22 protein-coding genes are annotated in these 22,605 nt (G+C 53.3%); 5 read left to right on the top strand and 17 right to left on the bottom strand.

From position 1 onward, the window contains the following. The first annotated feature begins 156 nt into the window (after positions 1-156). Entirely contained in the window at positions 157-645 is a 489-nt protein-coding gene (gene rfaH / locus ACFK9X_RS22485; RefSeq protein ID WP_001192410.1) for a transcription/translation regulatory transformer protein RfaH, read from the top strand. 7 nt (positions 646-652) lie between these two features. Here rfaH and tatD read toward each other — a convergent pair whose 3' ends face one another. From tatD to udp, 9 genes are all read right to left on the bottom strand, one after another. After that, a complete protein-coding gene (gene tatD / locus ACFK9X_RS22490) occupies positions 653-1,435 on the bottom strand; it encodes a 3'-5' ssDNA/RNA exonuclease TatD (protein WP_000459637.1) in 783 nt (260 codons plus the stop codon). A gap of 41 nt (positions 1,436-1,476) precedes the next feature. Beyond that, on the bottom strand, positions 1,477-2,256 hold the full coding sequence (tatC, locus tag ACFK9X_RS22495) for a Sec-independent protein translocase subunit TatC (protein ID WP_000257554.1): 780 nt from the start codon (positions 2,254-2,256) through the stop codon (positions 1,477-1,479). Positions 2,257-2,258: 2 nt separating this feature from the next. After that, positions 2,259-2,807: a Sec-independent protein translocase protein TatB gene (gene tatB, locus ACFK9X_RS22500; protein WP_000459612.1), complete on the bottom strand. Its 549-nt coding sequence runs from the start codon at positions 2,805-2,807 to the stop codon at positions 2,259-2,261. Positions 2,808-2,810: 3 nt separating this feature from the next. Further along, positions 2,811-3,065 (bottom strand): Sec-independent protein translocase subunit TatA, encoded by a 255-nt coding sequence (gene tatA, locus ACFK9X_RS22505; RefSeq protein WP_151117794.1) that lies wholly within the window; start codon positions 3,063-3,065, stop codon positions 2,811-2,813. Between the two features lie 205 nt (positions 3,066-3,270). Then, a complete protein-coding gene (gene ubiB, locus ACFK9X_RS22510; protein WP_000187559.1) occupies positions 3,271-4,911 on the bottom strand; it encodes a ubiquinone biosynthesis regulatory protein kinase UbiB in 1,641 nt (546 codons plus the stop codon). Continuing rightward, positions 4,908-5,513, bottom strand: coding sequence for a ubiquinone biosynthesis protein UbiJ (gene ubiJ / locus ACFK9X_RS22515; RefSeq protein ID WP_001116092.1), 606 nt, complete (start codon positions 5,511-5,513; stop codon positions 4,908-4,910). The genes ubiB and ubiJ overlap by 4 nt, the downstream gene beginning before the upstream one ends. A 9-nt stretch (positions 5,514-5,522) precedes the next feature. Further along, on the bottom strand, positions 5,523-6,278 hold the full coding sequence (ubiE, locus tag ACFK9X_RS22520; RefSeq protein ID WP_000229009.1) for a bifunctional demethylmenaquinone methyltransferase/2-methoxy-6-polyprenyl-1,4-benzoquinol methylase UbiE: 756 nt from the start codon (positions 6,276-6,278) through the stop codon (positions 5,523-5,525). A gap of 95 nt (positions 6,279-6,373) precedes the next feature. Then, on the bottom strand, positions 6,374-7,804 hold the full coding sequence (rmuC, locus tag ACFK9X_RS22525) for a DNA recombination protein RmuC (RefSeq protein ID WP_151117797.1): 1,431 nt from the start codon (positions 7,802-7,804) through the stop codon (positions 6,374-6,376). A 139-nt stretch (positions 7,805-7,943) separates the two neighbouring features. Next, entirely contained in the window at positions 7,944-8,705 is a 762-nt protein-coding gene (udp, locus tag ACFK9X_RS22530; protein ID WP_000045169.1) for a uridine phosphorylase, read from the bottom strand. Positions 8,706-8,963: 258 nt separating this feature from the next. Here udp and ACFK9X_RS22535 point away from each other — a divergent pair, with 258 nt between their 5' ends. Further along, on the top strand, positions 8,964-9,776 hold the full coding sequence (locus tag ACFK9X_RS22535; RefSeq protein ID WP_000213959.1) for a dienelactone hydrolase family protein: 813 nt from the start codon (positions 8,964-8,966) through the stop codon (positions 9,774-9,776). Positions 9,777-9,855: 79 nt separating this feature from the next. On the opposite strand, the gene ACFK9X_RS22540 is transcribed toward ACFK9X_RS22535, so the two are convergent. After that, positions 9,856-11,199, bottom strand: coding sequence for an anaerobic sulfatase maturase (locus ACFK9X_RS22540; protein ID WP_000017949.1), 1,344 nt, complete (start codon positions 11,197-11,199; stop codon positions 9,856-9,858). 343 nt (positions 11,200-11,542) lie between these two features. Further along, entirely contained in the window at positions 11,543-13,807 is a 2,265-nt protein-coding gene (gene metE / locus ACFK9X_RS22545; protein ID WP_151117800.1) for a 5-methyltetrahydropteroyltriglutamate--homocysteine S-methyltransferase, read from the bottom strand. A 248-nt stretch (positions 13,808-14,055) separates the two neighbouring features. Here metE and metR point away from each other — a divergent pair, with 248 nt between their 5' ends. Next, the gene (metR, locus tag ACFK9X_RS22550; RefSeq protein ID WP_000569786.1) at positions 14,056-15,009 is read left to right on the top strand and encodes an HTH-type transcriptional regulator MetR; all 954 of its coding nucleotides are present in this window, start codon (positions 14,056-14,058) and stop codon (positions 15,007-15,009) included. On the opposite strand, the gene ACFK9X_RS22555 is transcribed toward metR, so the two are convergent. From ACFK9X_RS22555 to pldB, 3 genes are all read right to left on the bottom strand, one after another. Then, positions 14,897-15,796 (bottom strand): carboxylate/amino acid/amine transporter, encoded by a 900-nt coding sequence (locus ACFK9X_RS22555; RefSeq protein WP_001196254.1) that lies wholly within the window; start codon positions 15,794-15,796, stop codon positions 14,897-14,899. The genes metR and ACFK9X_RS22555 overlap by 113 nt on opposite strands. Before the next feature lie 80 nt (positions 15,797-15,876). After that, the gene (yigL, locus tag ACFK9X_RS22560) at positions 15,877-16,677 is read right to left on the bottom strand and encodes a sugar/pyridoxal phosphate phosphatase YigL (RefSeq protein WP_000285338.1); all 801 of its coding nucleotides are present in this window, start codon (positions 16,675-16,677) and stop codon (positions 15,877-15,879) included. A gap of 15 nt (positions 16,678-16,692) precedes the next feature. After that, a complete protein-coding gene (pldB, locus tag ACFK9X_RS22565) occupies positions 16,693-17,709 on the bottom strand; it encodes a lysophospholipase L2 (RefSeq protein ID WP_000487682.1) in 1,017 nt (338 codons plus the stop codon). 110 nt (positions 17,710-17,819) lie between these two features. Between pldB and rhtB the strand changes: the two genes are divergently transcribed. After that, positions 17,820-18,440, top strand: a complete 621-nt coding sequence (gene rhtB / locus ACFK9X_RS22570) for a homoserine/homoserine lactone efflux protein (RefSeq protein WP_000142523.1) — start codon at positions 17,820-17,822, stop codon at positions 18,438-18,440. Between the two features lie 39 nt (positions 18,441-18,479). Here the strand turns inward: rhtB and rhtC are convergent, their stop codons facing one another. The 3 genes from rhtC to pldA all read right to left on the bottom strand — a co-directional run bounded on the left by rhtC (position 18,480) and on the right by pldA (position 21,946). Further along, on the bottom strand, positions 18,480-19,100 hold the full coding sequence (gene rhtC, locus ACFK9X_RS22575) for a threonine export protein RhtC (protein WP_000928814.1): 621 nt from the start codon (positions 19,098-19,100) through the stop codon (positions 18,480-18,482). A gap of 63 nt (positions 19,101-19,163) precedes the next feature. Beyond that, positions 19,164-20,993, bottom strand: coding sequence for an ATP-dependent DNA helicase RecQ (gene recQ / locus ACFK9X_RS22580; protein WP_001533487.1), 1,830 nt, complete (start codon positions 20,991-20,993; stop codon positions 19,164-19,166). Positions 20,994-21,076: 83 nt separating this feature from the next. Beyond that, the gene (gene pldA / locus ACFK9X_RS22585; RefSeq protein WP_001201692.1) at positions 21,077-21,946 is read right to left on the bottom strand and encodes a phospholipase A; all 870 of its coding nucleotides are present in this window, start codon (positions 21,944-21,946) and stop codon (positions 21,077-21,079) included. Positions 21,947-22,110: 164 nt separating this feature from the next. Here pldA and yigI point away from each other — a divergent pair, with 164 nt between their 5' ends. After that, positions 22,111-22,578 carry an acyl-CoA thioesterase YigI gene (gene yigI, locus ACFK9X_RS22590; protein WP_001277136.1) on the top strand — a complete coding sequence of 156 codons (468 nt, stop codon included), beginning with the start codon at positions 22,111-22,113 and terminating at the stop codon, positions 22,576-22,578. Positions 22,579-22,605: the final 27 nt, after the last annotated feature.

Here is a 22,605-nt window from a genome sequence, read left to right on the forward strand (position 1 = left end):
CGGCGTTCATCATCGGGATGCTGTATTTTTGTTAAATTAGCGTGAACTCTGGCAACCAACGCTAATCCAGATACGGCTTAAAGGATGAAGTGTATAATTAACTTCGCGCATGGCTTTTGCTATGCTTGCGCCCCGAACAAGCGGATAAGAGTCATTATGCAATCCTGGTATTTACTGTACTGCAAACGCGGGCAACTTCAGCGTGCTCAGGAACACCTCGAAAGACAAGCGGTAAGTTGCCTGACACCGATGATCACCCTGGAAAAAATGGTACGCGGAAAACGTACCTCCGTCAGCGAACCGCTCTTTCCTAATTATCTGTTCGTTGAATTTGATCCGGAAGTGATACATACCACTACAATCAACGCCACGCGCGGCGTCAGCCATTTTGTGCGCTTTGGCGCGCATCCTGCGATCGTGCCTTCCAGCGTTATTCATCAGCTTTCTATCTACAAGCCCGAAGGCGTTGTCGATCCTGAAACCCCCTATCCCGGCGATAGCGTCATCATCACGGAAGGCGCATTTGAAGGGCTGAAAGCGATTTTTACCGAACCGGATGGCGAAACGCGTTCGATGTTACTGCTTAATTTACTCAATAAAGAAGTGAAGCAGAGCGTAAAAAACACCGGTTTTCGCAAGATTTAGCGATCATTCAGAATACAACCTCAAATAAGGTTCTGGCGTTGGCATCTGTCATCGCCGCTAACCATTGCGGATCTTCACCACGCCATAGCGCTATGCGCTCCAGGATGTGAGGCAGATACGCGGGCTCGTTGCGTCGTGACGTTGGTTTCGGCGTAAGATCGCGGGGCAACAGATACGGCGCGTCGGTTTCTATCAGTAGCTTTTCCGCTGGAATAAACGGTAAGAGTTCACGTAGCTCAAGCCCGCGTCGTTCGTCGCAAACCCACCCGGTAATACCGATATAGAGCCCTCTGTCCACACAGGCCTGCATTTGCTGGCGTGAACCGGTAAAGCAGTGCAGTATTGCACCAGGAAGACTATCCAGCCAGGGATCAAGCAATGCCAGAAATCGCTCATGCGCGTCCCGGCAGTGCATAAAGATTGGCATCTGCAATTCGGCGGCAATTTGTAGCTGCGCCTGAAAGGCACGCTCCTGCTCCTGCGGCGTGGAAAAATTGCGATTGAAATCCAGCCCGCACTCACCGATAGCGACGACTTCCGGCTGGTTCGCCAGCGCAATAATGGCGTCTTCAGACGCGGGTGACCACTGACTACTGTCATGGGGATGGACGCCAGCCGTCGACCAACAATGGGGGTAGCGCCGCGCCAGTTTTAATGCCTGCTGACTTTCATGGATGTTCGTTCCGGTCAGTAGCATACCTTTTACTCCCGCCGCAAACGCACGGGCGACCACATCATCACGATCTTTTGCAAACTGGCTACTGGTTAAATTAACGCCAATATCAAACATGCTTGCCCCCATATGACAACCGCCCTGGCGGGCGGTTGTGTTTAGTCTTCAGTGTGCTCGGCCTTTTCGGTTTCGGCCTCGTTATCTTCGTCGCGCGTCCGTCGCTTACCGACATAAAAGCGTGAGCAGAAAACGCCAATTTCAAACAGGCAGTACATCGGTATCGCCAGCAACGTTTGCGAGAAAACATCTGGCGGCGTAAGCAGCATTCCCACAATGAATGCCCCGACCAAGATATAAGGCCGTTTTTTACGCAAATCTTCTGGCGTGGTGATGCCCATCCAGCACAGCAACACAATCGCCACCGGCACTTCAAAGGCTACGCCAAAGGCCATAAAAAGCGCCATAACAAAGCTAAGATAGCTGGCGATATCTGTCGAAACCTGTACCCCTTCCGGCGCCGTATGCGTCAGGAAACCAAAGGCCAAAGGGAATACGACAAAATAGGCGAAGGCCATACCAATGTAGAAAAGCAGCGAGCTGGATACCAGCAGCGGTACGACCAGACGACGCTCATGCTTATACAGCGCCGGGGCGATAAAGGCCCAAACCTGGTACAAAATGACAGGCGCGGATAAGATCAAAGACACCATGAAGGTGAGTTTGATAGGCGTAAAAAACGGCGACGCCACATCCGTCGCAATCATTGTCGCCCCTTGCGGCATCTGTTTAATCAGCGGTGCGGCGACTAAATGATAAATATCATTGGCGAAATAAATTAACGCCAGAAAAATCAGAAGTACTGCGACGATGCAGTTTAGCAGGCGCTTACGCAACTCGATCAGATGCGTGATAAGCGGTTGAGTATCTTCTACAGCCATGTTTACGGTTTATCACTCGACGAGGGGGAAGATTCGACAACAGGCGCAGCGGATTTCTTCTCGGCGTCTATCGTGGCTACGGAAGCGGTTTCCGTCGACTCAGGCACGTTAGCTTTAACGGGCTCCGGCTTTTGTTCCGGCGCGCTCGCCTGTGTTTCAGCGGCGGCAGGGGTGACGCCCTCATGCTGCGTTTCGTTCCCTTTTACCACCGGATTATGGATGGTATGCGCTTCATCGCTCGCTTGTTCGGGATCGTTAGCGCTGTAGGTGCGTTTCATCGACTCCGCCGCCTGACGCAGTTCATCCATAGATGCTTTCAGTTCGGGAGTCAGATTTTCCAGGCTCGCCTTTTCGACTTTTTTCAGACTGTCCTGGAACTCCTGAAGTTTCAGTTCCTGAGTCAGTTCATTCTGAACCGTTGTCGCAAGGGACCGCAACGCGCGAATCCAGCCCGCTACCGTTTTTACCGCTACTGGCAATCGTTGCGGCCCCAACACAATGAGGCCGATAACGAACACTAACAGCAGTTCGCTAAAACCGATATCAAACACGGATTATACCTGCTCTTTATGTTGGCTTTTAGCGTCTTCCTTTTTCGCTTCGCCTTGCTTATCCGCGATAGATTTAGCGGTAAAATCAGCGTCCTGACTGGTTTTATCCTGTTTGGCATCATCATCGCTCATGGCCTTTTTAAAGCCTTTGATAGACGCGCCAAGATCGGAACCAATGGAACCGAGTTTTTTGGTGCCGAACAGCAGTACGACGATAACGGCAACAATCAACAACTGCCAAATACTGATACCACCCATACATGTTCCTCTGTGATAGATGATGAATTAATAGGGCCGCATTATACACATTATCCTTCGCGCTGCCTCTTTGTTAGCCGCTTTCGCCCGCCCTATTCACATACTTTTACATACGACCGGGACGACATTGACTTGCGGCCTGAGTACTGCCTCGAGTGATAATATGTACCTGCGTGACACAACCGGCGTTGAGCGATAAAAAATCTCAACGAGTTTTACGCCAGCCAACCAGCCAGACAACTACGCCGCCGACCATGAGCCAGCCAGGCATCAATCCCCATTCAGGGCGGTTGACGAGTAAGAATGACCCGCTCAGTAACAGCGTTGCGCCAATTCCCAATAAATAACGAGACTGACTTTGGCGCACATGGTTTACCTGTAACTCGCGCGCAATCTTATCAACACTGTGCTGTAAATATTTGCCCTGGCGCAAACTGTCGTACACCAGTTCAGGTATTTCTGGCATTTTTTCGACCCAGAACGGCGCTTTCTCTTTAAGAGCCCGCGTGAGAGCCGGAATACCCACCTGATCTTTGATCCAGGACTCAAGAAACGGCTTCGCCGTTTTCCACAAATCAAGCTGAGGATAAAGTTGTCGCCCAACCCCTTCAACATACAATAATGTTTTCTGCAACAACACCAGTTGCGGCTGGACTTCCATGTTAAATCGACGCGCTGTATTGAAAAGGTTTAACAACACATGACCAAACGAGATTTCCGCGAGCGGCTTTTCAAAGATAGGTTCACAGACGGTGCGGATGGCAAACTCAAAATCTTCAACGTTGGTATCTGGCGGAACCCAACCTGAATCGACATGCAGTTCTGCCACCTTTCGGTAATCGCGATTAAAAAACGCGATAAAGTTTTCAGCCAGATAGCGCTTATCTTCTTTGTTTAGCGACCCGACGATACCGCAGTCAATGCCGATATATTGCGGATTTTCAGGGTGTTCATGACTGACAAAAATATTTCCCGGATGCATGTCCGCATGGAAAAAGCTGTCGCGGAAAACCTGGGTGAAGAAAACTTTAACCCCGCGTTCCGCCAGCAGTTTCATGTTGGTGCCGTTCTTTTCCAGCGCTGCCACATCCGAAACCGGAATGCCGTATATCCGCTCCATCACCATCATATTCTGGCTACAGTAATCGGAGTACACCTCCGGGATATACAGCATGGGACTATTTTCAAAATTGCGGCGTAACTGAATCGCGTTGGCCGATTCCCGCAGCAGATTCAGCTCATCGATCAGCGTTTTCTCATACTCACGCACCACTTCCGTCGGGCGCAGACGACGCCCATCCGGTAACAGGCGTGGTACCCAGCGAGCAAGGCGATAAATCAGTTTCAGGTCTGCCTGAATTACCGGCAAAATATCCGGGCGAATGACCTTAATAACCACTTCTTTACCGTTTGATTTCAATCGCGCGGTATGTACCTGGGCGATTGACGCCGACGCTAAAGGCTGGATATCAAAGTCGTCAAACCAGGCTTCGACAGGTAGCCCCCCCATCGCCTCTTCAATCTGGGCTTTCGCCAGCCGACCATCGAATGGCGCGACTTTATCCTGGAGCAAAGCGAGCTGATCGGCGATTTGCGGCGGGAACAGGTCACGGCGCGTGGAGAGCATCTGACCAAATTTGATCCAGACCGGTCCCAGCTCTTGCAACGCCAGTCTTAATCGTTCACCCAGCAATTTATCTTTATGCCGGTTTGGCATCCAGAACAGCGAATAGCGCCATAATCGGAGTGGCAATGTAAGACGCATTCGGGGGATGAGTTCATCAAGGCCGTAGCTTAAAAACGTGCGGATGATGAAATATAGGCGCCGTACTTCACCTGGCGTCATTTGGCCTCCAGTTTTTCCAGCCGTGTGGTCAGAGCATCTACGGCGCGCTCAACAGCCGCGGTTTCTTCGGCAAACCATGCGACTTCCAGCGGGCCAGGCGCCATACGCCACTCTTCAGTGATCGCTTCAGCGGCATAACGCTGCTGACGTTGAAACCCGTGGCGCAGGAATTTAGCCCCGCCACGCACGACCTTACCGATACTTTCCGCCGCAATATCACCCGTGTATGGCGCCAACAGCTCCGCAGGATCGAATTCGGCGAGATCGGCGAGCGCCACAAAATTTTGCACGACCTGAATATCGCCCTGCACTTCCAGTTCGCCGCTGCGAATAAGCGCGGCCAGCTGCTGACGATCGCGTAGTTTTGGCAAAACGCTAGCTTGAGTGATTACCGTACAGTCCGCTTCGCCTTCCCATGCCCCCAGCACATCAACCTGGCGTTCGCTGAATACCAGGACTAATGGCGTCGAAAATCCCTTTAGTTTCACACACAGTACTTTTCCCTGTAAGCGCGTTCTGGCTGATTTCAGCGCTGGCGAACGATACAGAAACGTATTGAGGAGACCTTCAATTCCTGCGGTCACTAAGGGTTTAAAAGGCATTCCACCCTCCTAGAATTTATAACCACGGTGCAATGCCACAACACCCGCCGTCAGATTGTAATAATCCACGCTCTCAAATCCGGCGTCCTGCATCATGGCTTTTAAGGTATCCTGATCGGGATGCATACGGATGGATTCCGCGAGATACCGATAGCTATCCGCATCGTTCGCGACCATCGAGCCAATACGCGGTAAAATATGGAAAGAATAGGCGTCATACGCTTTACTCAGCGGCTCAATGATAGGCTTGGAAAATTCAAGCACCAGTAAACGTCCGCCGGGTTTCAACACACGGAACATTGACCGCAGCGCTTTTTCTTTTTCCGTTACATTGCGCAAACCAAACGAAATGGTAATGCAATCAAACGTATTATCAGGGAAAGGCAAAGCTTCGGCATTCGCCTGCACATACTCTACGTTGCCGATCACGCCGATATTACGCAGCTTCTCACGCCCCATTTTGAGCATGGAATCATTAATATCCGCCAGGATAACTTTGCCAGTTTCCCCGACCATACGTGAAAATTTCGCGGTAAGATCGCCCGTACCACCCGCTAAATCGAGAACGGTTTGTCCACGACGCACGCCACTGCAATCAATGGTGAAGCGCTTCCACAAACGATGAATGCCAAATGACATTAAGTCATTCATCACATCGTACTTTGACGCCACAGAATGAAAAACGTGAGCCACCATGTCAGCTTTCTGCTCTTTAGCGACGGTCTGAAAGCCAAAGTGCGTCGTTTCTTGTGAATCTTCCACCATCTCAGTGCCTGCTTATCGATAAAAATGTTCAAGAAGTGTAACAGATTGGGCCAATTTGCCCTACTCTGCGCCAGGACTAAACTACTCCGTATGGGTTAACTTAACTGCTGCTTCACCCGTTCATCATTGGGATAATGTTCATCCTGCCGCCCTTCAGGGATCGATCGTAAACGATATTCTTCATCTTGCGTAACGGCCTGTTCCGCTAAATCCGGATTAATCTCGCGTTTGATTTCCACGCCTAGCCCCCGGAAGGCCTCCGCCTGCGCCAAAACGTTGCCACGCCCCGACGCAAGTTTTTTCATCGCCTGACGGTAGTTATCCTGCGCTTTATCCAGACTCTGACCGATCGCTGACATATCATCAACGAACAACCGCATTTTATCGTAGAGCTTACTGGCTCTGTCTGCGATGTGCTGCGCATTGCGGCTCTGGTGTTCATAGCGCCACAGGTTGGCGATTGTCCGTAACGCCACCAGCAGCGTCGTGGGGCTTACCAGCATAATGTTATTTTTCAGCGCCTCGGTTATCAGTTCGGGCTGTTTATCTAACGCCAGCAGGAAAGCGGGTTCTACGGGGATAAACATCAGAACATAGTCCAGCGAGCGGAGGCCGGGAAGCTGCTGGTAGTCTTTACGCCCCAGTAAGCGAATATGATTGCGCACCGAGGCGATGTGCTCTTGTAAAGCGGCCTCGCGCGTGTAGTCATCTTCAGCGTTAAAGTAACGCTCGTAGGCGACCAACGTCATTTTAGCGTCGATGACCACATCTTTGCCCTGCGGCAAGCGGACGATGACATCCGGCTGCATCCGCGAGCGCGCATCGTTCTCAATATTGACCTGGGTTTCGTATTCGTAGCCTTCACGCAGTCCGGATGCCTCCAGCACCCGCGCCAGCACAACTTCGCCCCAGTTTCCTTGCGCCTTATTGTCCCCTTTCAGGGCGCGCGTCAGGTTGATCGCTTCCTGCGCCATTTGCGCGTTAAGCTGCTGCAAATTACGAATTTCGTGCGCCAGCGTATGCCGCTCCTGCGCTTCTTTGCCAAAACTCTCCTGAACCTGGCGGCGAAAACCGTCCAGTTGCTCACGCAGCGGCGTCAGCAGGCTATTCAGGCTTTGTCGGTTTTGTTCGTCTACGCGACGATTACTGTGTTCAAAGATACGATTCGCCAGATTTTCAAACTGCTCGCTTAAACGCTGTTCGCTGTTGATCATCTGACGGATTTTGTCTTCCGCGTGTTGCTGAGTCGCTTCCAGACGGGTCGTGACTTCACGCAGATCGGCTTCCAGGGAGGTATTAATACTGTGCAGGCTACGCAGTTCGTTATTAAGTAACTCGCATTCACTGCGCCAGTGCGCTTCTTGCGCTAATTGCTGCCGGGCCGCGCTAAGTTCGATATCCAGCTCACGCCGTTCTTCGATAAGATCGGCGCGGATTTGATCGGCGTGCGCTTTCGTCGCCAGCCAGCCAATCACCGCCCCAGCCGCCAGCGCCACGACGGCGCTTATCATAAGAGTAATATCCACAACACCTCTCCTGGAACCACACTGTCCTGCACAAAATAGAATTGTGCTGTATAAACGTCCAGTTTAAAAGGGATTTCCTGCGAGGCGCCACGCAAAAAGAAAAGGCCGAACGCGTCGGCCTTTGCAAAAGAGAGGAGAATTACAGCAGACGACGGGCCGCTTCCACGACGATTTTCACCGCGTGGCTTTCAGTTTGTTTCATCGTTTCCGCATTCGGAATCTCTTGTTGGGTACGGTTGACGATAACACCCGCCACCATACCTGCGCGTAACCCCTGGCTTGCGCACATGGTTAACAGCGTAGCGGATTCCATTTCGTAGTTCATTACGCCCATCGCCTGCCACTCTTCCATAGAGCCTTTGAAGCGACGCACAACGCGGCCAGAATAGGTGTCGTAACGTTCCTGACCCGGATAGAAAGTGTCGGAAGAGGCGGTTACGCCAACGTGAGTCGTGGCGCCAATCGATTTCGCGGCTTCAACCAGCGCAGTGGTGCAGGCAAAGTCGGCAACCGCCGGGAATTCCATCGGCGCAAAATGCAGGCTCGCCCCATCCAGACGAACGGATGCGGTCGTTACCAGAACGTCGCCGACGTTAATGTGCGGCTGAATAGCCCCCGTGGTGCCGATACGCAAGAAGGTACGAATACCCAGTTGCGCCAGTTCTTCCACGGCAATAGAGGTAGACGGGCCGCCGATACCGGTAGAGCAAACGATAACTGCTTTGCCATCCAGCTCAGCGCGCCAGGAGGTGAATTCGCGGTGAGATGCCAGCTTAACCGGCTTATCCATCAGCGCGGCGATCTTTTCCACACGCTCAGGATCGCCAGGGACGATGGCGAGCTGGGCCCCTTGTAAATCGTTTTTGGTGAGGCCGAGATGAAAAACATCAGACTTGGACATATGAAACTCCTCTGTGAATCGGGTTTGTCAGAAGAAGCAAAAAGACACTTTACCTAAGGCATAAAGATATTTTCGTGACAGCCATCACTATGGCGTAAAACAATTGCACTCAATTACCATTAAAAAGTGATTCACATCACAATAAATAATCAATATCGCCAGGCATTGCACAAAAGATAGCCGCTTTAAGGCAATGTGGTTTGTTACACACTGTCTATAGTTAAGATTGCGCTATTTTTTAAGGGTACGGAGAATACCATGACAACGACACATCCATCCGGCTTTGCACCTGCAGCTTCCCCACTTGCCCCTACGATGATTCATACGCCTGATGGGGCCATTAGCGCGGGGATAACGTCGATTCCCTCTCAGGGCGACGATATGCCAGCCTATTACGCCAGACCAAAAGCGAGCGACGGCGCGCTGCCTGTGGTCATTGTGGTACAGGAAATTTTTGGCGTACATGAACACATTCGCGATATTTGCCGACGACTGGCGCTGGAAGGCTATCTCGCTATCGCGCCGGAGCTCTATTTCCGCGAAGGCGACCCCAATGATTTCGCCGATATACCCACATTATTGAGCGGGCTGGTGGCTAAAGTACCCGATTCGCAAGTCCTTGCCGACCTGGATCACGTCGCCAGTTGGGCTTCGCGCAACGGCGGGGATGCGCATCGGCTGATGATCACCGGTTTTTGTTGGGGAGGCCGGATTACCTGGCTGTACGCCGCGCACAACCCACAGTTAAAAGCGGCGGTAGCATGGTACGGCAAGCTGGTGGGCGACACGTCACTCAATTCGCCGAAGCATCCCGTTGATATCGCCACCGATCTTAACGCGCCGGTACTGGGTTTATACGGCGGGCAGGATACCAGTATTCCACAGGAGAGCGTGGAAACCATGCGTCAGGCGCTACGCGCCGCTAATGCGAAGGCGGAAATCGTGGTCTATCCCGATGCAGGGCACGCGTTTAATGCCGATTATCGTCCGGGCTACCACGAAGCCTCAGCGAAAGACGGCTGGCAAAGAATGCTGGAATGGTTCGCGCAGTACGGTGGGAAAAAAGGCTAACCACAGCGCATTACGATGTTTGTTGGGCCTACGAGACCGGAGTCGGTGTAGGCTCAACAAAGCGTCATCGCCACGTTAGCTATGCTTTACCACAGCATTTTTTATATTTTTTACCGCTGCCGCAGGGACAGGGATGGTTACGACTGACGGCTCCTGTGTCTTTACGCGCGTCCTGCGCCAGCCAGCGCATGATCGATGCCATCGGATAGCCTTGCGCCAGCAGCTCCCGCCAGACATTCATATACGGCGTAACGTGCTGGAAAAAATGCTTATAGCCCGCACACAAGTAATTATGCGCAGGATGACCGGACGGCGAGACGGCAAAGCGATGCTTCGGACAGCCGCCATGACACGCAAAGCGGTAGTCACAGCGACGACAATCGGCGGTCAGGGTCTCCCGCTTGGCTTCGCCAAAGGCAATAGCCCGCTCGCTATTATTTAAGGTTTTGATGCTGTGCTGGTGGATATTCCCCAGCAGATGCTCCGGATAGACAAAGTGGTCGCAGTTGTAGAGATCGCCGTTCGACTCCAACGCGAAGGCATGTCCACAAGTCTCGGAATGTACACACAGTACCGGCTGCTGCGCCGTCCAGGCGGCTAACGCCACGTCAAACATCTGCACATAGACGCGGTCTACGTCGCGACGAACCCAGATATCAAAGATCTGGTTGAGAAATTCGCCATATTGCCACGACGGTACCGTCCATGGCGCCAGCGTCGCCGCGCTTTCGCCGGGCATCACCAGATTAAGTACCGATGAGTTATCGGTGCTCATTCGCTCCACCAGCGGGATAAACTGAATAAAACGCGATCCCGCCGCCAGAAGAAATTCGTAGACGTCTGCTGCATGACCGACGTTATGTTTTCCCACGACGGTTAAGGTATTAAAGTCGACATGGTGCGCTTTAAGCCGCGCCATTGCTGCGACGACCTGTTCATGAGTTCCTTTTCCAGCGCGATTAAGCCGATAGTGGTTGTGTAACGACGCCGGGCCGTCGATAGAGAGACCGATGAGAAAATGCTGTTCAGCGAAAAAGCGCGCCCACTCGTCATTCACCAGGATGCCGTTCGTCTGCAACGCATGAGTGATTTTTCGCCCATCGCCGTACTTTTCACATAATGCGACAACCCGGCGGAAAAACGGTAGCCCCATCATGGTCGGTTCGCCGCCCTGCCAGGCAAAGTCAATGCGGTCGCCACTCTGCGCGGCAATATGCTGGCGTATAAACTGTTCCAGCGTCTCGTCCGACATTCGCCAGTTTTTATTGCGTTCCGGGTACAGCGCCTCTTTTTCAAGATAGAAGCAATATGTGCAATCAATATTGCAGATCGCGCCGCCGGGTTTGGCCATTACGTGACAACCTGCTACCGCCATGTCAGACATCTCCGTTAAAAAATAAGGTTCACCAGCGCCATGAGACAATGCGACGTTTATCGTCGCCAGGGAACATAACAGAATGGAAAACCTCGTTTTGTGCTATGAGAGCGCTGGGCGATCATGACAGGAAAAACGATCTGCGAGGCAATAAAATCCGCCGCGCTGCTTCCGGGGACGCTATCCGCCTGGTTGTCATTCATACGGAGAACCTTTTTATTATCAAGATCGCCAAATAGCCAGATCCTGAAAAAGACAGCGCGGAAAATAAGAAAAAGGGAAATGAGAAAAAAGAGGAGATAGAGGCGCTGTTAATCAGGTCAGGCACGGGCGCTACCCGTCAAAGGGTAGCGCCGCATTGCTGCCGGATAAACGCAGCGGCCAGGATGGGTTATTTCGCCTGACGCAGATTGTGCGCCGCTTTGACCATGTTCGCTAACGCCGCGCGGGTTTCCGGCCAACCGCGAGTTTTCAGACCGCAGTCCGGATTCACCCACAGGCGTTGTGCCGGAATACGTTGTGCCGCCTTCTTCAGCAGGGCTTCAATCCACTCGACGCTCGGCACGTTCGGCGAGTGAATATCGTACACGCCCGGCCCGATTTCGTTCGGGTAGTCGAACGCTTCGAACGACTCCAGCAACTCCATATCCGAGCGGGAGGTCTCAATGGTGATCACATCCGCGTCCAGCGCGGCGATCGAATCCATAATGTCGTTGAACTCGCAGTAACACATGTGGGTGTGGATCTGGGTTTCATCCTTCGCCACCGCCGCGTTGATGCGGAAGGCTTCCACACCCCATTCCAGATAGGCGTCCCAGTCGCTGCGACGCAGCGGTAAACCTTCACGCAGCGCCGGTTCGTCAATCTGAATAATCCCGATCCCCGCCGCCTCCAGATCCGCGACTTCATCACGCAGCGCCAGCGCAATCTGTTTCGCAATCGTTTCGCGGGTCACGTCTTCGCGGGGGAATGACCAGCAAAGAATAGTCACCGGGCCGGTCAACATCCCTTTTACCGGCTTGTCGGTCAGCGACTGGGCATATTTCGCCCACTCCACGGTAATCGGTGCCGGACGGCTGATATCGCCAATCACTACCGGCGGTTTCACACAGCGGGAGCCATAGCTTTGCACCCAACCATTCTGGGTAAAGACGAAGCCGTCCAGATGCTCGCCGAAGTATTCCACCATGTCGTTTCGCTCGGCTTCGCCATGTACCAGCACATCCAGCCCTAAACGCTCCTGCTCGATGATAGCCTGTTTGATATGTTCGGCGATGCCAGTGCGGTAGTTATTCGCGTCGAGATTGCCCTTTTTGAAGTCCAGACGCAGACCGCGAATCTCCGTGGTTTGCGGAAACGAACCGATAGTCGTCGTCGGCCAGGCGGGAAGTTTAAAGCGGGCGCGTTGCGCTTCAGAGCGCACCTCATACGGATTCTCACGCTGGCTGTCCTGCGCGGTGATCGCCGCCAGGCGTTTTTCTACCGCGGCATTATGTACGCGGCGGGAGTGACGACGAGCCTGAATCGGTGCGATCCATTCCTCAAGCGCCGCCGTTTCGCCGCTGTTCAGCGCATCGCGCAGCAACGCCAGTTCACCGCATTTTTGCAGCGCAAAGGCAAACCAGCTTTTAACTTCCGTATCCAGACGCGTTTCGACGCTGAGATCGATCGGGCTGTGCAGCAAAGAGCAGGAGGATGCTACCCACAGCGCGCGTTTGCCCACAATGGCATTAATCTGCGCGTATTTTTCGGTCAAATCGGCGCGCCAGACATTACGCCCGTTAATCAAGCCTGCGGAGAGCAGCCAGTCGACCGGCAGACGTTGATGCAGTTCCGCTACATCATCTTTGCCATGAATGAGGTCAACATGTAGCCCCTGTACCGGTAGCGCGATAATAGTGTCCAGGTTTGGCGTCACGCCTTCAAAATAGGTCGTCAGCAACAGCTTCACCTGGCCGGCGAGCGCGTCGTAAGCCGGTTTGAAGGCATCCAGCCACGCCTGCGGCAGTTCCAGCACCAGTGCTGGCTCATCAATTTGGACCCACTCAATACCACGTTTTGCCAGTTCAGCCAGTACGTGCTGATACACCGGCAAAATGTCTTTCAGCAACGTCAGGCGGTCAAACGGCTCGCCTTTCACTTTACCCAGCCACAGATACGTGACAGGCCCCAGCAGTACAGGTTTGATCTTATGCCCCAGCGCCAGCGCTTCGTCCACTTCCTCCAGCAACTGTGTCCAGGTGAGTCTGAACTGCTGGCCTTTGCTGAACTCCGGTACTATGTAGTGATAGTTAGTATTAAACCATTTGGTCATTTCCGCTGCCGCCGCCGGTTCGCCGGTTGGCGCGCGACCGCGGCCAATGCGGAACAGAGTGTCGATGTCCACGGAACCGTCGTTGTTCTGATGACGAGCCGGCACATTGCCTAACAGCAGGCTGGTGGTCAGAACATGGTCGTACCAGGCAAAGTCGCCTACCGGTAACAGGTCAATACCCGCTTGTTTCTGCTGCTCCCAGTGACGCGCGCGCAGTTCGCGCCCCACCGCCAGTAACGCTTCACGCGTTGAGTTCCCCGCCCAGTAGCTCTCTTGCGCTTTTTTCAACTCGCGACGCAGGCCAACGCGAGGAAAACCGAGGGTATGAGTCAATATTGTCATTTTACTTCCTCTCTTATTTTATTGAATCTGAAAGTAAAACTCTAAATAGTTCGGCTTGCAGGAAGGCGGCGACACAGCGCATCCCCAGGAGCTTACTGAAGTAAGTGACTGGGGTAAGCAAGGAAGCCAACGCATCTGCAAGTCGAAATATGACGAGTTTTAGACGTCTGGATGTTTACACATCCATAATGTAAAGGTACTGTATATTCCTCAAGCGCAATTTGTTCATGGCGAAGTGAAGGACTTTCATGATCGAAATTAAACATCTGAAAACACTCCAGGCATTGCGGAATAGTGGATCGCTGGCTGCCGCGGCGGCGGTGCTGCACCAGACTCAATCCGCTCTGTCTCATCAGTTCAGCGATCTGGAACAACGCCTTGGCTTCCGCCTGTTCGTGCGTAAAAGCCAGCCGCTGCGCTTTACGCCGCAGGGGGAAGTTCTGCTGCAACTGGCAAACCAGGTGCTGCCGCAAATCAGCCGTGCGCTGCAAGCGTGCAACGAACCGCAGCAAACTCGTCTGCGCATCGCTATTGAATGTCATAGCTGTATTCAGTGGCTGACCCCGGCGCTGGAAAACTTCCGTGCAAGCTGGCCGCAGGTAGAAATGGATTTCACATCCGGCGTCACTTTTGATCCGCAACCGGCCTTGCAACAAGGCGAGCTGGATTTGGTGATGACGTCGGATATTTTGCCGCGCAGCGGGCTGCATTATTCGCCGATGTTTGATTTTGAAGTCCGACTGGTGCTGGCGCCCGACCATCCGCTGGCCAGCAAAACGCAGATTACGCCGGAAGATTTAGCCAGCGAAACGCTGTTGATTTACCCGGTGCAGCGCAGCCGACTGGATGTCTGGCGACATTTCCTGCAACCGGCGGGTATCAGTCCGCTGCTGAAAAGCGTGGATAATACGCTACTGCTGATTCAGATGGTGGCGGCCAGAATGGGTATTGCCGCCCTGCCGCACTGGGTGGTGGAAAGCGTTGAGCGCCAGGGTCTGGTGGTGACCAAAACCCTGGGCGATGGTCTGTGGAGCCGCCTGTATGCCGCCGTGCGCGACGGCGACCAGCGTCAGGCGGTGACCGAGGCGTTTATTCGCTCGACGCGGGATCACGCCTGCGATCATCTGCCGTTTGTGCGGAGCGCGGAGCGACCCATTTTCGATGCACCCACAGCGAAGCCAGGATCACAGCCGCGCCTGTAATAAAGCTTGGCCAGTGGGGCTGCTGATGCCAGATGGCAAGATTAACCAGCAGTCCTGCGGGAACATGCATGTTATTCATGATACCCAGCGTCCCGGCGTCTACCTGGGTAGCGCCATAGTTCCACATAAAGTAGCCAATGCCTGACGCCACCACGCCGAGAAACACCAGAATGCTCCATTGCAGCGTGGTTTCCGGCAGCTTTTGCGCGTTCCCCAACAGCGACCACGCCACCGCCGCCACCAAAAACGCCCCCAGATAGAACCACGCAAAGGCGTTGTGCTGCGGCATGGGACGGGTCTCCATCAGACGTTTATACCCCACCATTCCGATAGCGAAACTGATATTAGAAAGCTGCACCAGGAGCAAACCGACCCAAAAATGGTCGGTCACGCGATCGTAGCGAATAATCCCGGCGCCAATCACCGCCAGCAACGCGCTAAATGCATAGCCCCAGCGCAAACGACGCTGACTCATCACATCGTAAATCAGCGTGATATAGAGCGGCGTCAGAACGGTAAACAGCAGCAGTTCGGATACGGTCAGGTAGAGGTAAGCATGGAAGCTCAACATATACATGATGCCAAGCTGCATCGCCCCCACCAGCATATACAGGCTGATGGTTTTTAGGTTGTGCCCGCGAGAACGCAAAAACGGCAGAAAAACGAGCGCCGCCAGCCCAACGCGTATCAGCACCGCGAAATAGCTATCGACATGCCCGGCAAGATACTCGCCAAATAGACTAAAGGAGAAAGCCCACAGGATAGTGGTAATGATGAGTAGCGCCACAATGGATGTCTCTTAAAACAGGGAACACCCATTGTAGCGGAGAGTGAAGTTGACAACTGGTCAACTAACAAACAATCACATCAGCGTAAGAAAAGATCGCGCAGGTAATGCGGCACGGCGTTATCCGCGTTGATGCCGATCACCTCAAGTTCGGGATACAGGTCTTTCAGACGCTGGTGCGCATTGCCCATGATGCAGCCTTTGCCCGCCATCGTGAGCATTTCAGCGTCGTTCATTCCGTCGCCAAAGGCGATACACTCTTTCAGGCTGTACCCCATCGCCTGAGCGACCGCTTCCAGCGCATGACCTTTCGACACTCCGCCCGCCATCACTTCCAGACAGGTTAGCGTAGAGAAGCTCACGTTTACCCGATCGCCCCAGCGCGCGTTAATCGCCTGCTCCAGCGGCAACAACTTTTCATGAGTGTCGCTGGTGAAAAACACTTTGCTGACGCCCTCCGGCTCCAGCAGCGCAGGCTCAAACAGCGAGTAGTTAAATACCGCCTCTTTGAAAAAACGCATTTCATCGGGGCGATGACGATTCATAAACCATTCGTCGTCGCGATAAACGTTAGTCACGATGTCCGGGTTCGCATTCACCACCCCGAACAGGTCGCTGGCAATGTCGCTGTCCAGATTATGCGTAAAAACCAAATTCCCGTCGGTATCGTGCACTCGCGCGCCGTTGGAGGTGATCATGTAAGACTTGATTTCAAGGTTATCGCGGATTTGCCCTACATCGACATGATGACGACCAGTGGCAAAGACAAAATGGATGCCGCGTGCGGTCAACAGCTTCAGAGTCTCTTTGGCATAAGGGGACAACGTATGGTCGGGGGAGAGCAGCGTGCCATCTAAATCAGACGCAACAACCTGATACATAATAAAATTTAACCTCTAAGCAAAGCGATTTCCGCTGGATAAATTAGGCTTGTTGAAAAATTCAACAATGGCGTTAAGCGCGACTGAGCGCATGGCGTCCTTTTCAAAAAGGATCTCATGGTACGCGCCTTTGATAACCAGCGGTTTTCCCCCTTCACAAGGGTATCCCGCCGCGGCGCGAATTTCACAAAAACGATCGTGGGTGCGGTTATCCACTACCCGCTCTTCTTCCGCCTGAATCAGTAGCGTAGGCGTCGTGTCATCGCTCGCCCCAGCCAGAACCTGCTCACCCGCCAGAATGCCTTCGCGTACCCAATGCCAGGTGGGGCCGCCAACGCGCAGCTGCGGCTCGTCGGCATAAAATCGTAAGTTGCGCTGATAACGCTGGCGGCTGTGGGTCAGCGCATTCATCCCAAACGGCAACGCCCGCCACTGACCGGTACCAATAGCGTAATCTTCACGGATACGCTGGTGCCCCTCGGCCCAGTCGAGAATATGGCGCACCATAAAGGAAGGCAAGCGTATCACAATACCAAACATCGGCGCGGTGAGCGCAATAGCGTCGCACCGCACACGATGGCGTTGCAGGAACAGGGTGGCTATCGCGCCTCCCATTGAGTGCGCCAGGATATAACGCTTACGCCACGGCCCCAGCTCAATTTCCTGCTGCCAGAACGCCGCTAAGTCCTCAACATAATCGTTAAAATGATCAACGTGGCCCCGATGCGGGTCCGATAACATCCGCCCGGAGCGCCCTTGACCACGGTGGTCGATGATGAAGATATCAAAACCGAGATGAAAAAGGTCATACGCCAGTTCAGCGTATTTTACATAACTCTCAATGCGGCCAGGACAAATGACGATCGTCCGATCGTTAGAATCATTCCGAAAACGGACAAAGCGCACCGGAATGTTACCCACGCCGATAAACTCCGCCTCTTCCCGCTGACGCCAGAAATCGGTCAGCGGCCCCATAGCAAAAGCGGCAAACGCATTTTCTCTTGTTTCCCAGTCATTTTGCTGCTGAAACATCGGGTTTTCGGCCTCGTTTACCAGGTAAAATCGTTTTTTGCGTCGTGCCTGACACAACACAGCGGCAGTAGCGTATTGTGGCACAAAAACAGACAACCAGGGAGTTTCGCATGACCTTTGAATGGTGGTTCGCCTATCTACTGACCTCAACTCTGCTGAGTCTTTCTCCGGGTTCAGGCGCCATCAATACCATGACGACGTCTATCAACCATGGATATCGTGGCGCAGCGGCTTCTATCGCCGGACTCCAGACCGGACTGGGGATACATATCGTACTGGTGGGCGTCGGACTGGGTACGCTCTTTTCGCGCTCGCTCCTCGCTTTTGAAATTCTGAAATGGGCTGGCGCGGCTTATCTTATCTGGCTGGGTATCCAGCAATGGCGCGCCGCAGGCGCTATCGATCTGCATACTCTCGCCCAGACGCAATCGCGGGGTCGGCTGTTCAAACGGGCGATATTTGTCAATCTAACCAATCCCAAAAGTATTGTCTTTCTTGCCGCCCTGTTTCCGCAATTCATCATGCCGCAGCAACCGCAACTGGCGCAGTACCTCATTCTCGGCGTCACCACGATTGTGGTGGATATGATTGTGATGACCGGTTACGCCACACTGGCGCAGCGCATTGCCGCCTGGATTAAAGGACCAAAGCAGATGAAGGCGCTGAATAAAGCGTTTGGTTCGTTGTTTATGCTGGTAGGCGCGCTCCTGGCGTCGGCAAGACACGCGTGATAGTCGTGCCGGATGATGTTTATCCGGCCCGGAGGTAAATTAGCGCGAAATAATCAGGTGAATACCAAAGCCCGCAAACAAAGCGCCGGCAAAGCCATCAATCCATTTCGCCAGACGCTGATAGCCGCGGCGCATTTTCGGCAGCGCGAACAGGCTGGCGACTACGGTAAACCAGGCCAGCGTTTCCAGGGTGATTAACGCGAAAATACCCCAGCGCGCCGCAGCGCCGACGTTATCGCCGACAAACAGTGAAAAAACGGAACCAAAATAGATAATCGCTTTAGGATTCGACAGATTGGTCAACAGCCCTTTGAGAAAACTGCGCCCGCTCTGCGCCAGTTCAATGTGCGGAGAAGACGCCGCCGCATCCTGTTTTTTCAGCGCGCCGCGCAGCATCTGATAGCCCATCCAGCACAGGTACAGGCCGCCGCCTACCATAATGATCGTATGCAGCCAGGCCATTTTTTCGATGATGAGATGCAGGCCAAGCAGCGCCACGCCCGCCCATACCATCACGCCGCAGGTAATGCCCAGTACGCCCATCATCGCTTCTTTACGCGAACGGCTGACAGCAGTTTGAGACACGAAGAAAAAGTCGGGGCCGGGGCTCATTAGCGCAACGATGTGCACCATTGCCACGGTGAAAAATAGCATCAACATAAAAATGGCTCGCGGGGAAATAGTTCAGTGAGTCACCATCCTGGCACTTTTTTGCCGGGCTGACTACTCTTCGTCATCACCATCGACATGCGCGCGGATGAGCGCCATGAATTCTTTCCCGAAGCGCTCCAGTTTGCGCATCCCAACCCCGTTAACGCTTAACATCTCGCTGGCGGAAACCGGCATCTGTTCCGCCATTTCTATCAACGTGGCGTCGTTAAAGACCACATACGGCGGGATATTCTCTTCATCAGCGATAGCTTTACGCAGCTTGCGCAACTTAGCGAACAATTTGCGATCGTAATTACCGCCGAACGATTTCTGCATCACGCGGGGTTTGAGGGCGACGATGCGCGGCACCGCAAGCTTTAGCGGAACGTCTCCACGGAGTACCGGACGCGCGGCATCCGTCAACTGTAATGCGGAGTGCTGCGCAATATTTTGCATTACTAGCCCCAGATGAATGAGCTGGCGAATCACGCTCACCCAGTGCTCATGGCTCTTTTCGCGTCCCATGCCATAAACCTTGAGTTTGTCATGACCGAAATCGCGGATGCGTTGGTTATTCGCGCCGCGGATCACCTCGACAACGTAGCCCATGCCAAAACGCTGGTTAACCCGACCAATGGTAGAAAGCGCAATCTGGGCATCGTTTAAGCCATCATATTGTTTGGGCGGATCGAGACAGATATCGCAGTTGCCGCACGGTTCTTGTCGGCCTTCGCCAAAGTAATTAAGCAATACCAGGCGACGGCAGGTTTGCGCTTCAGCAAAAGCGCCCATCGCATTCAGTTTATGCCGTTCAATATCCTGAAGCTGTCCGGCTGGTTTCTCTTCCAGACAACGACGTAGCCAGGCCATATCAGCCGGATCGTAAAATAGCATGGCTTCCGCAGGCAGTCCGTCGCGCCCGGCGCGGCCCGTTTCCTGATAGTAGGATTCAATATTGCGCGGGATATCGAAATGCACAACGAAACGTACGTTAGGTTTGTTTATGCCCATTCCAAAAGCGACGGTCGCCACCACGATTTGCAGATCGTCGCGCTGAAATTTTTCCTGCACATCGGCGCGAATAGCGTTTTCCAGCCCCGCATGATAGGCCGCCGCGCTAATGCCGCGACTTTGCAAGCGCGCAGCGGTATCTTCCACTTTCGCCCGACTGTTGCAGTAGATGATACCCGATTTGCCGCGTTGCTCCTGAACATAGCGCATTAGCTGGTCGAGCGGCTTAAACTTCTCCATCAGCATGTAGCGGATATTCGGTCGGTCAAAGCTACTGATCTGGATTAACGGATCGTTAAGCCCAAGCAGACGAATAATATCCTGGCGCGTGGTGTCGTCGGCGGTGGCGGTCAATGCCATAAACGGCAAAGCGGGAAAACGCTGGCGAAGCTGACCGAGCGCCGCATATTCCGGACGGAAATCATGTCCCCACTGCGAGATACAGTGCGCTTCATCCACCGCCAGCAATACCGGATTCCAGTGCGCCAGATGATCAAGAAAGTTGTCCAGCATCAGGCGTTCCGGCGCAATATACAGCAGACGAATCTGTCCGGTACGGCACCCCGCCATCACCTCAAGCTGCTGCTCGCGGCTTTGAGTGGAGTTCAGGCACGCCGCCGCCACCCCGTTCGCCAGTAGCTGATCGACCTGGTCTTTCATCAACGAGATCAGGGGCGAAACGACGACGGTCAATCCGTCCAGCAACAACGCGGGGATTTGATAGCACAGAGATTTGCCGCCGCCGGTGGGCATGACGACCAGACAGTCGCGACCGGAGAGCGCAGTATCAATAATCGCTTCCTGGCCCGGGCGAAACTGTTGGTAGCCAAAGGTTTCCTGCAAAACCTGTTTGGCCCCTGATTCCAGATTCAACACTTCCGCCTGCGCCACATTAACCCCGTTCACCATAAATCAAAACAGGCGCTATTTTCAGCGCCTGCGAGAGAAACTGCAATGTTTAAAACACAATCCAATCAGAAGATATCGTTAAGCATCACGCCGACGCCGACACGTGTCTGATTAAAATTATAGTCGATCAGCGATTCGCCATAGCCGCTGTACACCTGGGTATAAAGCCGGACATGTTTAGTGACCGGATAGCTTAATCCAACTTCCGCGCCGCCGTAGCCTGTATTCCAGTTGTACTGGCCTTTGGCGCTTAATACCGCCTCGCCCAGGTGATAACCGATTTTAAGCTGGTAATAACCCATATATTTGGTGATGTCCGGATTATCGTCGGTACTGCCAATCACGTACCACGGTTTGACCTCTACCAGCCAGTTACCGTTTTCGGCCATCAGACGGGTATACAGACGGTTCCAGCTACGCGAGGTGGGGTCCGAACGTCCGTTAGAGTCATGATTGTAGCCCATCTCTACGTCGCGCAGCGTCCAGCCGGCAAAGCGATAATCGGTAGCAAAACCAAGAAAAAGCTGCGGTTCGTAGTTGGTTTCGCGAAACGGCGAAGACTCTTTACTGTTGGAAAGCTGCCACCAGGATTTCTGCGTATAGGAAGCGCCCAGTACCGAGTTCGGCCCCAGTATTCCGCGCCACAGCGGAAACGCCAGGCTCAACTGAAATTTCACTTCATCTTTACGTGCGTTTTCAGACCAGTTGTAGGTACTTATGGCCTCTTTGTTCAGATCGCTGGTGTTCGTGTAGATCAAGTAGTTAGTGTCATAAGGGTAAAGCGTAAAAGGGTTATCATGCTCCTGTAGCATGTTAGCGATGATACTTCCCCGTACTGCAGGCGCATCATGAACCTCTTTTATCGTAGCTTCTTGTGCATATGCCGCTAATGGCAGTAGCGTGGCTGGCAACAACCCTCTCAAAATCGCCCGCATTCTTGACGTTCTCCTGACGAAGTATTTTCAGCTTGAATCATTCTCTGCCAACCATTTTTACATATTTACACACATAGCCGTTAGTTATCCCTTCTTAAAGTAGAAAACAACAATTAAGAAGCATGATATCAACATTTCATTAACCAATGAGGTGTCAGGAATCTATGTCCGCTGTACTTACCGCTGAACAAGCTCTGAAATTAGTGGGTGAAATGTTTGTCTACCACATGCCGTTTAATCGGGCGTTAGGGCTGGAGCTGGAACGCTATGAAAAAGCGTTCGCCCAACTGGCCTTCAACAACCAGCCGATGATGGTCGGCAACTGGGCGCAAAGCATTTTACACGGCGGCGTGATCGCCTCTGCGCTGGATGTCGCCGCCGGACTGGTATGCGTCGGCAGCACGCTAACTCGCCACGAAACCATCAGCGAAGATGAACTACGCCAGCGCCTGTCGCGGATGGGTACGATTGACCTGCGCGTCGATTACCTGCGTCCGGGCAGAGGCAACCGCTTTACGGCCACCAGTAGCCTGCTGCGCGCAGGGAATAAAGTGGCCGTCGCCCGCGTGGAATTACACAATGAAGATCAGCTGTACATCGCCAGCGCCACCGCTACTTATATGGTGGGATAAAAGCAGGTAAACTGTTGTTACACTTCA

It is taken from the genome of Salmonella sp. WC3 (assembly GCF_042932255.1).
GTDB lineage: Bacteria > Pseudomonadota > Gammaproteobacteria > Enterobacterales > Enterobacteriaceae > Salmonella > Salmonella enterica.